Source organism: Vogesella sp. EB, assembly GCF_001037925.1.
GTDB classification, from domain to species: domain Bacteria; phylum Pseudomonadota; class Gammaproteobacteria; order Burkholderiales; family Chromobacteriaceae; genus Vogesella; species Vogesella indigofera.
Map to the genome: position 1 here is coordinate 1 of NZ_LFDT01000049.1, position 13,218 is coordinate 13,218.

Here is a 13,218-nt window from a genome sequence, read left to right on the forward strand (position 1 = left end):
CGGCACTCAGCTGCAGCCGGTGCGCGAGACGGCTGCCGTCGGCCTGCAGGCTCAGCCGCGCCAGCTGCCTGTCGCCCAGCGTCAGCGTGCGGCCATCGAGGCGGATACGGAACGGACTGTCGTCGGCGATGCCGCTCTCGCCCTGCAGGCTGAGGCTGGCCACCGCCAGCGCCCCCGGCAGGCGCAGGTTGCTGGCCTGCAGGTCGGCGCGCACCTGTGGCCGTGCCGGCACCCCGCCCAGATCCAGCTCGCCGCGCACCCGCCCGGAGAACGCCGGGCCGAGCAGGCCCAGCTGCGGCGCGTCGAGCAGCATCTGCAGCCGGTCGCCCGGTTTGCCGTAGCTGCCGGCAAGACGCAGGCTGTTGCCGCCCAGTTGCAGCTGACCCTGCAGCGTGCGTAGCCGCTGCGCCTGCCAGCTGGCCTGCAGCCGGCCGGACAGCGGCGCGCCGGACAGCGTGCCCGGCGTCAGCTGCAGCCGCAGCTCGCCCTGCGGCGCCTGTGCCAGCCGTACTTTGGCGCTGAAATTGCCGTTGATATTGCCCACCGGCAGTTGCGGCGACAGCGCCGCCGGGTTCAGCGCCTGCAGCTTGCCGCGCGCGTCCAGCTGCGGCACCGCGCCCAGCGCCAGCGTGCCGTCCAGCAACAGCCGGCCGGCGCCGGTGCCCAGCTGCAGCTGCTGCAATTGCCACTGCTGCGGCGCCGGCAGCGACAGTGTGCCGCGCAGCGACAGCTTGCCGCTGGCCAGCGCCAGCGCCAGCTGCGGTGCGCGCGGGCTGCCAGACACGCGGATGTCGCCGCCGATGCGGTGCGATGGCAGGCTGGCCAGCAGCGCCTGGCTGTGGATGCCGTCCAGCCGCAACGCCAGTGCCAGCGCGCTGGCGCTGACGCGGCCGTTGAGCGTGGCGCGGCCCTCGGCCAGCTCCGCCACCAGATTGTTCAGCAGCAGGGTGTCGTCTCGGATCTGGAACGGGCCGTACAGCAGCGACAGCGGCAGCCGCTGCGCGCTGAGCGCTCCGGGCTGGTAGTTGATCAGCGACACGCCGCCGTCGAGCACGCCGCCCGCCCCCGGCGCCAGCTGCAGCGCGAGACCCAGCCGCGCCTGCGGCCAGCCCGGCTGCAGTGCCTGCGGATTGATGCCGCCGATGCGCACGTCCAGCTGCTGCAGGCGTTGCAAGGCCTGCGGCGCGAACGGCCGCAGCCGTGCCTTCAGGTCGGCCGACAGTCCCAGTGCGCTGACGGTGCCGCTGACGCGCGGCGCCAGCAGCGACTGCTGCAGCGTCAGCACGCCGCGGCTGGCGACGCCTTCCAGCACGCCGTCGTATTCCAGCCGCCCGCCGAGTGCGAACGGCGCGCTGCTGCCCAGCGCCACGCTGGCGTACATCCGCCCCCAGCGGCTGTCCAGCCGGCGCAACACCAGCGCGTGCTGCTGTTGCTGGTAGTAGTAGCCGGCGTCGAGCGCGTTCAGCAGCGGCGGCGCGTCGCCCAGCTGCAGCGCGTCCAGGCGCAGGCTGTCGATGGCGACGTCCAGCGGCAGGCGCAGGTGGGCCGGCAGCTGCGGCGGGCTGCCGTCGGACGGCTTGCTGCTGTGATAGCGCAGCACGCCGAGGTGCAGTTGTTCGATCTGCAACTGGCGCTGCCACAGCCGCTGCGGCGACCACGCCAGCTGCAGCCGGCTCAGCGCCAGCTGCTGTTGCGGCGTCTGCCAGCGGAGGTCTTCCAGCACGAAGCCGCGCCACAGCGTGCCGTGGCTGCGGCCAACCTTGAGCTGGCCGCCACTGGCGCGCTCCAAGAGCGGCCACAGGCTGGCGAAGCCGGCCGGCGTGGCGGTGAACCACGCCAGCGCGCCGCCAACACCGAGCAACAGCAGCAGGCTCAGCAACAGCAGCCAGCGCAACCACCGCAGGCGGCGACGCGGCGCAGGCGGCGGTTCCGGGGTATCCGGCGGCGCCGCCGATGGCAGGGACGGGGGCGGCAGGGATGACGACGGCAGCAGGTCTTCGGTGTGCGCCATCAGAAGGCCAGCCCCAGGTTGAGGTTCCAGCGCCAGCGCTGGTCGCGCGCGCCATAGGCGATGTCGAAGGCCAGCGGTGCCAGCGGGCTGAGCCAGCGCACGCCGACCCCCTGCGCCCGCGCCAGGCGCCAGCTCTGCCAGCTGTCGGCGGCGTCACCGCCATCGACGAACGCCGCCAGCCGCCACGCCGGCGTCAGCGGGTACTGGTATTCCAGCGTCGCGGTGGCCAGCACGCGGCCGCCGGTGATCGCGCCGCTGTCGGGGCTGACGATGCCGAGGCTCTGGTAGTCGTAGCCGCGCACGCTGCCGACACCGCCGGCCTTGAACAGGCGCGACGCCGGCACCTGCAGCGCGTCGTCGGCCCACACCTGGCCCAGCTCCAGCCGCGTCAGCCAGGTGCCGCGCATGAAGGACGGGCTCCAGTACAGCGCGCCGCGGCCGTAGGCGCGCAGGAAACGGGTGTCCGCCGCCAGCCCGGCGCCGGACAGGTGGCCCTCCAGCAGATAGCCGGAACCGGGGCGCAGCGGGTTGTCCATCGCCCGCTGCGCCCAGCCGTAGGACAGGATCAGCGCCTTGTTGTCGCGGGTGGCCTCGCCCTCGATCTTCTCGCGTTCGATCAGGTATTCCACGCCGAAGCGGGCCTCGATCTCGCCGCGCTGGCGCACGCGGAACAGGCCCAGCTCGGTGGCGTCGGTGATGGTCAGGTTCTGCTCGGCGTGGCGCTGCTGCAGGTTGAGGCTGTGCGCGTAGCCGTCGCTGCCGCGCGCAAAACCGAGGCCGAGATCCAGCTGCTGCCGCGACTTTTTCCAGTCGTAGGCCACCGAGCCGGTATAGCCGCGGCGCAGCAGGTTGTAGTGCTCGTAGCCCAGGCGGGTGCCGGCGCCGTCGCCGGTGCTGTAGTTGAGGCCGACCTCCAGCTTCTGCCGCTGCTGCTCGCTCAGGGTGATGCCCAGCGGCACCGTGTCGTCGTGCAGTTGTTCCCACAGCGGCGCCACCACCACACCGGTGAAGTGCGGATCGTTCTCCAGCGCCGCCTGCAACGCCACCAGAGACGGCTGCGAGTACGGCGCGCCGGGCGCGAAATCGGCCATGCCGCTGACGATGCTGGCCGGATAGCGCTGCAGGCCGTCGATGCGGAAGTCGCCGAAGCGGATCAGCGGCCCGCTGTCCACCGTCAGCGTCACCCGCGCCTGGCGGCTGGCCGGGTCGATGCGCACCTGCGCGGCGGTGAGCCTGGCCTGCGGGAAGCGGTCGAGCAGGAAGGGGCGCAGCGCCGCCTTCTTGCTGCTGTCCCAGTCGTCCTGGCGGAACACCGCACCCTCCGGCAGCGCCCAGTCTTCCATCACCCTGGAAAGAAAGCGGCTGAAATCCGCCTGCTGCCGCACCGGTCCCTGCAGCGTGACATCGACCGCGCTGACGATCACCGGCGCGCCGGCGCTGACCTGCACCCGCACCGTGTTGCCGTCGCGGCTGACCTGCACCTCGCTGCCGAAATAGCCCTCGGTCTCCAGCAGCGCGCGCGCCTCGGCCGGGGTGCCGGCCACGATGCTGTCCAGGTCCTGCGCCGTCAGCGCCTCATCCTGCTGCAGCGTGTACAGGTCGAGGTTGCCGCGCAGCAGCGCGTCCAGTTCCGACGGCGCCGCCAGCTCGACGCGGTAATCCAGCGCGTGGGCAGTCAGGGGCAGGCAGGCAAGTAACAACAGGACGCGATACATGGGCGGATAGTCAGCAGGTGGGCGGGCAAGCGCCCATGGTAGTGCAGTTGCCGCGCAATGAAAAATGACATTCACACGAGCGGCGCCGTAGATCAGACCGCCGCCGGCGCGCACCGTTCCCGCCGCGGCCACTGGCACGCATACTGTGCGGCCAACCCTCAACGGAGCTATCCATGGCACAGCACCTCTCCCGCGTCGCACTGCTGGTACACGACTACGACACCGCCATCGCCTGGTATGTCGACAAGCTCGGTTTTGAACTGCTGGAAGACCAGCCGCAGGGACACAAGCGCTGGGTCGTGGTCAGCCCGCGCGGCGCCGGCCACTGCGCACTGGTACTGGCGCAGCCCTCGACGGCGGAGCAGGCGGCATTCATCGGCCACCAGGCCGGCGGCCGCGTATGGCTGTTTCTGGAAAGCGACGACTTCTGGCGCGACTATCACGCGATGCAGGCGCGCGGTGTGCACTTCTGCGAGTCTCCGCGCGAGGAAGCCTACGGCACGGTCGTGGTGTTCGAGGATCTCTACGGCAACCGCTGGGACCTGCTGCAGCTGAAATCCGCCTAGGCGCGTGCCGGCCGCGCGCGGATCACCAGCGCGATGCCGCCGAGTATCGCCAGCGCCGCCAGCAGCAGGCGCCAACCCGGCTGCTCGGCCAGCAGCAGCCAGCCGGCCAGCGCCGTCAGCAGCGGCACGCTCAGCTGCACCGTGGCCGCGCTGCTGGCGCTCAGCCCGCGCAGCGCGCGATACCAGATGGCGTAACCGATACCCGACGCCAGCGCCCCGGACGCCACCGCGTACCCCACCCCGGCCACCGGCGGCGACAGCGGCGGCGCCTGCCACAGCCACAGCAGCAGCGCCAGGGGCAGCGCGCGCAGGAAATTGCCGGCGGTCACCGCGGTGGCATCGCCGGCGCCGCGCCCGAGCAGCGAATACGCGCCCCACGCCACGCCGGCCAGCAGCATCAGCAACATGCCGCCCAGCGGCGGTGCCGACGCCCCCGGCAACAGCAGCAACAGCAGCCCACCGAGCGCCGCGACAAAGCCCAGCCACTGGCGGGCGGCCAGCCGTTCGCCCTGCCACCAGCCGCAGGCGATCATGGTCGCCTGCACCGCGCCGAACAGGCACAGCGCGCCGCTGGCCGCCGGCAGGCTGAGATAGGCAAACGAGAACGCGGCGGCGTAGACGAACAGCGCCACCGCGCCGCGCCAGCTGCCGGCCGCCGGCCACTGCCGCGTTTGCCACACCACCAGCGCCGCCAGCATCAGCGCGCCGGACAGCAGGCGGATCGCGGTGAAACTGGCGGCGTCGATGCCGGTGCTGCTCAGCGCCAGCCGGCACAACAGCGAATTGCCGGCAAAGGCCAGCATCGCCAGCCAGGTCAGCCACAGGGTCTGTGCGCGTGCGGTCACGGCGGCTCCTTCAAGAGATCGGGCAAGAGATCAGGATAGGCCACTGGCGAGCGCCGCCAGCAGTGGGTGCTGCCTACCATAGCCGTTTTTTGCAGCGCCGGCGCGTGCTGGCCGCCGCCGGCCGCGCAGGCAGGTAGCACGGATACCAGGATAACTGCTTATCTTGTACCCCTATCCGGCAGCGGTTAAGGTCGTGACTCCATCTTGCAGAGCACCCGACATGAGCAGCCATCACCAGGCCACCCGGCAACAGTTCGACCCGCAGGCGCAAGCCTACCTCACCAGCGCGGTGCACGCCGCCGGCCCCGACCTCGCCGCCGCGCAGCAGCTGGTCGCCGCCCACCTGCCGCGCCACGGCCGCGCCCTGGATGTCGGCTGTGGCGCCGGCCACCTCAGCTTCGCGCTGGCACCGCTGCTGGGCGAAGTGGTGGCGCTGGACCCGGCGCCGGCGATGCTGGCCACCGTCGCCGCGGCGGCCACCGCCAATGGCCACGGCAATATCGCCACGCAACAGGGCGACGCCGCCGCGCTGCCGTTTGCCGACGCCAGCTTCGATCTGGTCGCCAGCCGCTACAGCGCCCACCACTGGCTGGACCTCGCCGCCGGGGTACAGGAAATGCGCCGCGTGCTGCGCCCAGGCGGCTACCTGTTGCTGATCGACGTGGAAACCGACGCCGACGCGCTGGTCGACACTCACCTGCAATGCTGGGAACTGCTGCGCGACCGCTCCCACATCCGCGACCGCTCCGACGCGGAATGGCGCCGGCTGCTGGCCGACGCCGGCATCACCCTGCAACAGCACGAGCGCTGGCCGCTGCGGCTGGAGTTCGGCAGCTGGGTCAGCCGCATGCGCACGCCGCCGGAAAAAGTCGCCATGCTGCGCCAGCTGCAGCAGGAGGCGCCGCAGGAAGTCGCCGCCGCACTGCAACTGGAAGCCGACGGCAGCTTCACCACCCGCACCGGGCTGTGGTGGGGCCAGCGCGGCGGCTGAACGGGCAAGACCAGCGCCTGCCGCGTGAAACACACAACGGCTGCCAAGGTTGGCCGCAAGTCGCTTACCGCCTGCGGCCAACCTTGCGGCCTGATCTGCGGCAGGCGCCCGGCTAAGGTCAGCCCAGCGTGTCAAGCGGCTGGCCGCACCGACCGGCAGTGGGCAGGCCGCAGGCGCCAAGCCTTGAAAGTGGCGACGCCGCACCGATATGGCCAGCAGAGACCCCCTGGAGCCTGCCATGAACACCCCCACCGCCCTGCACCTGGCCTGCCCGCACTGCCACGCGCTCAACCGCGTCCCCGCCAGCCGCCTGACCGACGGCCCCAACTGCGGCCAGTGTCACCAGCCGCTGCTGACCGGCCAGCCGCTGGAACTGACCGTCGACCACGCCGAGCGCCACATCTCGCGCAACGACATCCCGGTGGTGGTCGATTTCTGGGCGCCGTGGTGCGGCCCGTGCCAGATGATGGGCCCCGCCTTCGCCCAGGCCGCCGCGGCGCTGCCGCAGGTGCGCTTCGCCAAGATCAACACCCAGAACGAAACCACCCTCGGCCAGCGCTTCGCCATCCGCAGCATCCCGACCCTGATCCTGTTCGTCGGCGGCCGTGAAATCCAGCGCCAGGCCGGTGCCATGGACAGCGCCAGCATCCAGCGCTGGATCGCGGCAGGATTGCAGAAGGCGGGGCGGTAACCGTGTGTAGGTCGGGTTGGCGCAGCGTAAGCCGACACGACCTGCGGCCAACCTTTGCGGTCATGAACACGTGTCGCCCGGATAGGCGACAGCGTATCCGGGGATGATTGCTATAGCGTATCGGCGTTTCGGATACAGGCGTCAGCCTGCGCCAGCAGCGCCTGCCGCGTCGCCGCATCCATCTTGCGCCAGCTGGCGTAGGGCATCGCCAGGCGCGGGTTGGCCGCCAGCGTCGCCTCGTGCCGTGCCAGAAAGTGCCAGTACAGGCTGTTGAACGGGCAGGCTCGCGGCCCGGTTTTCTGCTTGACCGTATAGCGGCAGTGCGTGCAGTGGTCGCCCATGCGCGCCAGATAGGCGCCGCCGGACACATAGGGCTTGCTGGCCATGAAGCCGCCGTCGGCCCACTGGCTCATGCCGCGCGTATTCGGCTGCTCCACCCACTCGAAGGCATCGATGTAGATGCCCAGATACCAGGCGTCCACCGCATCCGGATCACAGCCCAGCAGCAGGGCGATGTTGCCGGTCACCATCAGGCGCTGGATGTGGTGGGCGTAGGCGTGCTGCAGGCTGCCGCGCACCGCCTGTGCCACACAGGCCATGCCGGTGTCGCCATCCCAGAACCAGCGCGGCAACGGCCGGCGGTGCTGCAAGGCGTTCACGCTGCCGAAATCCGGCCGCGCCCAGTACACGCCGCGCACGTATTCGCGCCAGCCCAGGATCTGGCGGATGAAGCCCTCGACGCTGGCCAGCGGCAGCGTCGGGTCGCTGCGCCAGGCGGCCTCGGCGGCGTGCACCACCTCGTGCGGCGACAGCATCTTGGTATTCAGCGCAAAACTCAGCCCGCTGTGAAACAGCCAGGCCTCGTCGTGCACCAGCGCGTCCTGATAGCGGCCAAAGTGTCGCAGCCGCTGCCGGATGAAATCGGCCAGCCAGGCGCGCGCCTCGCGCCGGCTCAGCGGCCAGCGCAGGGCCTCCGCCTGCGGCTCGCCCAGCGTCTGCACGCCGGCATCAAGGATTTCCTGCCACAGCGCGTGCAGGTCGTGGCCGGCAAACGGCCACGGCGCCAGCGCCACCTCGCCGCGATACGGATCGCGGTTGGCCGCATCGTAGTTCCACTGCCCGCCCTCGGGCTTGCCGGCGCCATCCAGCAACACTCTGTGGCGCTGGCGCATGTGGCGGTAGAAGGTCTCCATGCGCCAGCCCTTGCTACCGAACAGCGCCGCTGCCTCGTCACGCGCGGTGTAGAAATGCTCGCTGTCCACCACGCTCAGCGGCAGGCCCAGCTGCTGCGGCAGCGCCGCCAGCAGCGCATCCACCCGACGCTCGTCCGCCAGCTGGCAGGCGAGGCTGTCGGCAGCATAATGCGCGGCCAGCCAGCCCAGGTTGGCCGCAAAGTCGTGGCGGTTAGCCGCATCGCCGATGCGCAGGTAATGCACGCGGTGGCCGGCGGCCTGCAGCGCGGCCGCAAAACGGCGCATGGCGGCAAACAGCGCCAGCACTTTCTGCGCGTGGTGGCGCACGTAACCGGTTTCGCTGCGGATTTCCATCATCACGTACACCACATCGTCGCGGCGTTCGCGGTACCAGCTGTGGCCAGCGTTGAGCTGGTCCCCCAGAATCAGGCGCAGTTGCATGCAGTCTCCCAGACAAACGGCCCGCCAGCATGGCGAGTCGTTGCATGATGCCATCAGGCCGGGTCGCAGCGCGATGGCATGCCGATAACACAAGCTTGGCCGCACAGCCATCACGGCATGCGGCCAACCTTGGCGCGGTAATCGGCTTTGATTTTTTTGCCACGGAAGAACACGGAAAACACGGACAAAGGCAAAGACAGCGATTAACCGTGAAAAACTCGAAAGTAAAAGCGCCGGAATGAGCCAAGGTTGGCCGCAAGCCATTCCACCGCCAGCCAAAACCGAACCGACGCGCCCCAACCCCGTTGGCGCAGGCCGTAGCAGCGGCCGCCAGCCCGGAAACAAGCCGCCCCCTTTTGAGCGCAGCGTATGGGTGGCGCCGGGATGGCGGCCGCTGCTACGGGAATTCCTGCGCCGTCGGGTCGCCTTTTCTTTGGTAACTTTCTTTTGGCGAAGCAAAGAAGTTACCCGCCGCCGCGCGGAAAGGGGCAGATAAAAAACATCCGCGCAGCGGATACCCATCCGAAAACAAGGTTGGTCGCAAAGCCGTCACGGCTTGCGGCCAACCTTGGGCATGCGATCGCGGTAAACGTTGGGCTTCGCTGCGCTCAACCCAACCTACCATGCCGGAAAGATAGATTTTGTCATCAAGGAACTATCCAGTGTCCCACCCGGCACATAGAATGCCACTATCAAATTCGAGGGTTTTGATATGCGCAAATGCATAGTGGTCGGGTTAGCCACCATTGGCCTAGCTGGATCGGTGGCGGCCATGGATCTGCATTACTACACATCCTCAGGCTTGGTTGGAACATTCGTGGATCGCCAAGGCATTGATTGCTGCACGAATGGCAAGGAGAAGAAAGTGACCTTCCCAGCTTTGCAGCTGGATCAGCCGATCAATGTCACTGCAGCCAATCCTCAAACAGCAGAAGAGGATGAAATGCCAGAGCAAGGCATCCGCCTGCTGCAACTGGCACTCAAAGACAAGAGCCAGTGGCGATTATTCAATCAAAACAAAGATAAACGAGTACGTGTAACGTGTTCCCTGTTCCACTCAACCAATGGTCACCACCTGACACCCGTGCTGTGCGACGTCCAGCAGATCAACAAGGCAGATCAGTATTGAGCGACTAAAGAAACTTGGTCGGTCAGCACCGTAGGTTGGGTTGAGCGCAGCGAAGCCCAACGTTTACCGCGCCCTACTCCTTCATATTCAACACCATACCCGCCCCCGCCCAATCCTTCGGCAACCAGCCCTGCCGCACAAAGCGGTGAAAACTCGAATACGGCCAATCGGCCACCCTCTGCACATAACCATGCTTGACCGGGTTGTAATGGATGTAATCAACGTGCGCCTGTAAATCGGCATCGTCACGAATCTGGTGCTCCCAAAATCGCCGCTGCCAGATGCCGCGTTCGCGCTTCTGCGCCCGGCTATCTCGAATGTGCTCACCAGCGGGAACGCCACGGGAAAACCGCGATTTGATCATCGCCCAGCGAATGGAAAAGTCCGCATCGTCAGGCGGTAGTGTCCATACCGCATGGAGATGATCCGGCATCACCACCATTGCCACGATCTCGAAGGGATAACGCTGCCTAGTCTGGCGCACCGCCACACGCAAGGCCTCGACATGGCGAACAAGATAATCCTGCTGCCGATCCGCCAGATTGACGGTAAAGAACCAGCTGCCGCCCGCAACAGTGGCGCGTCGATATCGCATGGCCATCTCCTGACTTTGCGCGGTAAACGTTGGGCTTCGCTGCGCTCAACCCAACCTACTTATCAGGCCAACATCATAACCGTGAGGCATGAAAAAAGGGCAAGCCCTCATCAGGCTTGCCCTTTCTCGTCTTCACTGCGGCCAACCTTGGCCGCAGTCACACGTTTACTTCTTGCGTTGCGGCGGCAGGTCGGTGCAGCTGCCGTGCGCCACTTCGGCGGCCATGCCGATGCTCTCGCCCAGTGTCGGGTGAGCGTGGATGGTCTTGCCGATGTCGGTGGCGTCGCAGCCCATTTCGATGGCCAGGCAGATTTCGCCCAGCATGTCGCCGGCGTGGGTACCCACGATGGCACCGCCGATCACCTGATGGGTGTTGGCGTCGAAAATCAGCTTGGTGAAGCCTTCGTCGCGACCGTTGGCGATGGCGCGGCCGGAGGCGGCCCACGGGAACACCGCTTTCTCGATCTTGATGCCGTCACGCTTGGCCGATTCTTCGGTCACGCCGACCCAGGCGACTTCCGGATCGGTGTAGGCCACGCCCGGAATCACGCGGGCGTCGAAGAAGGATTTGCCGCCGGCGCAGTTTTCTGCCGCCACGTGCGCCTCGTGCACCGCCTTGTGCGCCAGCATCGGCTGACCGACGATGTCGCCGATGGCGTAGATGTGCGGTACGTTGGTGCGCTGCTGCTTGTCTACTTCGATAAAGCCACGGTCGGTCACGGCGATACCGGCGTTTTCGGCGCCGATCAGCTTGCCGTTCGGCGCGCGGCCGGCGGCGACCAGTACCAGATCGTAGCGTTGCGGCTCGGCCGGGGCCTTGGCGCCTTCAAACGTCACGTAGATGCCGTCTTCACGGGCGTCCACGGCCACGGTTTTGGTGCCGGTCATGATGTTGTCGAAGCGGTGGGCGTTGTACTTCTCCCATACTTTCACCAGGTCACGATCCGGGCCCTGCATCAGGCCGTCCATCATCTCGACCACGTCCAGGCGCGCACCCAGCGTGGAGTACACGGTGCCCATTTCCAGACCGATGATGCCGCCACCGATGACCAGCATCTTGTTCGGCACGGCTTTCAGCTCCAGCGCGCCGGTGGAATCGACGATGCGCGGGTCTTGCGGGATGAACGGCAGGTTCACCACGCGGCTACCGGCGGCGATGATGGCGTTCTTGAACTTGATCACCTGCTTGGCGCCGGTCTTATCCTGGCCCGTGCCGTCGGTGGTTTCCACCTGCAGATGGTACGGGTCCAGGAACTGGCCGACACCGCGCACGACTTGCACCTTGCGGGCCTTGGCCATGCCGGCCAGGCCACCGGTCAGCTTGCCGATGACCTTTTCCTTGTAGCCGCGCAGCATGTCGATGTCGATTTCCGGCGCGGCAAACTTGATGCCGTTGGCGGCCAGGTGTTTCACCTCGTCGATCACCGCGGCGTTGTGCAGCAGCGCCTTGGACGGGATGCAGCCCACGTTCAGGCACACGCCGCCCAGGGTGGCGTAACGCTCGACCAGGACCACTTTCAGGCCCAGGTCGGCGGCGCGGAAGGCGGCGGAGTAGCCGCCGGGGCCGGCGCCCAGTACCAGCACGTCGCACTCGATGTCGGCGGTGCCGCTGTGCGTTGCCGCAGCAGGGGCGGCAACCGGTGCAGCAACTTGCGGGGCAGCCGCTGCCGGAGCAGCAGCAGGTGCCGCAGCCGGCGCAGGGTTGGCCGCAGCGGCCGCACCGGCCACTTCGATGACCACGATCACGTCACCTTCGGAGATCTTGCCGCCGACGGCGGTGCGCACTTCCTTCACCACGCCGGCCGCTTCGGCCGGGACTTCCATGGTGGCCTTGTCGGTTTCCAGCGTGATCAGGCTGTCGTCCTTGGCAACGGTGTCGCCGACTTTCACGAACACCTCGATCACGTCCACATTGCTGTGGCCCCCGATGTCCGGCACTTTCAGTTCAATCAGATTGCTCATGGTTCACATCCATGTGGTGGCGGCGCGCAGGGCACGCCGCCGGTATTCGGCACGATGGCTTGCTGGCAGCCCAGGCCTGACCGCGGCCAGGCCTCGGGCTGCGACCATTACAGGATCAGGCGACGCACGTCGGACAGCAGCTTGCCCAGGTACACGGTGAAGCGGGCGGCAGCGGCGCCGTCGATCACGCGGTGGTCGAAGGACAGGCTCAGCGGGCACATCAGGCGCGGCGCGAATTCCTTGCCGTTCCATACCGGCTTGATCTGCGACTTGCACACGCCGAGGATGGCCACTTCCGGTGCGTTGACGATAGGCGTGAAGCCGGTGCCGCCGATACCACCCAGACTGGAGATGGTGAAGGTGGCGCCCTGCATGTCGGTCGGCTTGAGCTTGCCGTCACGCGCCAGCGCGGACAGGTCGGTCAGTTCCTTGGCGATCTGCTTGATGCCCTTCTGGTCGACGTTCTTGATCACCGGTACCACCAGGCCGTTCGGCGTGTCGGCGGCAAAGCCGATGTGGTAGTACTGCTTCAGCACCAGGTTGTCGCCGTCCAGCGAGCTGTTGAAGTTCGGGAACGCCTTCAGCGCTTCGGCGGCGGCCTTGATGATGAAGGCCAGCGGGCTGATCTTCAGGCCGGACTTTTCCCATTCCTTGCCGATGGTCTTGCGGAATTCTTCCAGCTCGGTGATATCGCAGTCGTCGTTGAACGTGACGTGCGGGATCATCACCCAGTTGCGGGCCAGGTTGGCACCGGACAGCTTCTGGATGCGGGTCAGCGGCTTGGTTTCGATCGGGCCGAACTTGGCGAAATCGACCTTCGGCCACGGCAGCAGGTCCAGACCGCCGCCGTTGCCTGCCGGCGCAGCGGCCGGGGCCAGCGCCGCCGGGTTCTGCATGATGGTCTTCACGAAGCCCTTCACGTCGTCCTCGACGATACGGCCCTTGCGGCCGGAGCCTGTCACCTTGGACAGGTCGACGCCCAGTTCGCGTGCCAGCTTGCGTACCGACGGGCCGGCGTGCGACTTGGCGAAGCCGGCTTCGTTGAAGGCGGCGGCGACGGCGGCGGCAACTTGAGTGGC

10 protein-coding genes and 1 pseudogene are annotated in these 13,218 nt (G+C 67.6%); 4 read left to right on the top strand and 7 right to left on the bottom strand.

The features are described from left to right. Positions 1 to 2,011, bottom strand: a pseudogene (locus tag ACG97_RS16345) (translocation/assembly module TamB); the annotation flags it as partial. Then, positions 2,011 to 3,726, bottom strand: coding sequence for an autotransporter assembly complex family protein (locus ACG97_RS16350; RefSeq protein WP_047968450.1), 1,716 nt, complete (start codon positions 3,724 to 3,726; stop codon positions 2,011 to 2,013). The gene ACG97_RS16350 and the pseudogene ACG97_RS16345, both read right to left, overlap by 1 nt. Positions 3,727 to 3,899: 173 nt before the next feature. Here ACG97_RS16350 and ACG97_RS16355 point away from each other — a divergent pair, with 173 nt between their 5' ends. After that, positions 3,900 to 4,292: a VOC family protein gene (locus tag ACG97_RS16355; protein WP_047968451.1), complete on the top strand. Its 393-nt coding sequence runs from the start codon at positions 3,900 to 3,902 to the stop codon at positions 4,290 to 4,292. Here ACG97_RS16355 and ACG97_RS16360 read toward each other — a convergent pair. After that, positions 4,289 to 5,137, bottom strand: coding sequence for a DMT family transporter (locus ACG97_RS16360; protein WP_238377380.1), 849 nt, complete (start codon positions 5,135 to 5,137; stop codon positions 4,289 to 4,291). The genes ACG97_RS16355 and ACG97_RS16360 overlap by 4 nt on opposite strands. 220 nt (positions 5,138 to 5,357) lie before the next feature. On the opposite strand from ACG97_RS16360, the gene ACG97_RS16365 reads away from it, so the two are divergent. Further along, entirely contained in the window at positions 5,358 to 6,128 is a 771-nt protein-coding gene (locus ACG97_RS16365) for a class I SAM-dependent methyltransferase (protein ID WP_047968452.1), read from the top strand. A 238-nt stretch (positions 6,129 to 6,366) separates the two neighbouring features. Next, on the top strand, positions 6,367 to 6,819 hold the full coding sequence (trxC, locus tag ACG97_RS16370; RefSeq protein WP_047968453.1) for a thioredoxin TrxC: 453 nt from the start codon (positions 6,367 to 6,369) through the stop codon (positions 6,817 to 6,819). Between the two features lie 110 nt (positions 6,820 to 6,929). Here trxC and ACG97_RS16375 read toward each other — a convergent pair whose 3' ends face one another. Next, positions 6,930 to 8,453 (bottom strand): cryptochrome/photolyase family protein, encoded by a 1,524-nt coding sequence (locus ACG97_RS16375; RefSeq protein ID WP_047968454.1) that lies wholly within the window; start codon positions 8,451 to 8,453, stop codon positions 6,930 to 6,932. A gap of 772 nt (positions 8,454 to 9,225) precedes the next feature. Between ACG97_RS16375 and ACG97_RS17050 the strand changes: the two genes are divergently transcribed. Continuing rightward, positions 9,226 to 9,582 carry a DUF4431 domain-containing protein gene (locus tag ACG97_RS17050; protein ID WP_162199020.1) on the top strand — a complete coding sequence of 119 codons (357 nt, stop codon included), beginning with the start codon at positions 9,226 to 9,228 and terminating at the stop codon, positions 9,580 to 9,582. 73 nt (positions 9,583 to 9,655) lie between these two features. Here the strand turns inward: ACG97_RS17050 and ACG97_RS16385 are convergent, their stop codons facing one another. From ACG97_RS16385 to ACG97_RS16395, 3 genes are all read right to left on the bottom strand, one after another. Next, on the bottom strand, positions 9,656 to 10,177 hold the full coding sequence (locus ACG97_RS16385; RefSeq protein ID WP_047968459.1) for a transposase: 522 nt from the start codon (positions 10,175 to 10,177) through the stop codon (positions 9,656 to 9,658). A gap of 165 nt (positions 10,178 to 10,342) precedes the next feature. Next, on the bottom strand, positions 10,343 to 12,139 hold the full coding sequence (gene lpdA, locus ACG97_RS16390; protein ID WP_047968455.1) for a dihydrolipoyl dehydrogenase: 1,797 nt from the start codon (positions 12,137 to 12,139) through the stop codon (positions 10,343 to 10,345). A gap of 107 nt (positions 12,140 to 12,246) precedes the next feature. Further along, positions 12,247 to 13,218: 2-oxo acid dehydrogenase subunit E2 (locus ACG97_RS16395; RefSeq protein WP_047968456.1), on the bottom strand; the 972-nt coding region annotated here is incomplete at its 5' end.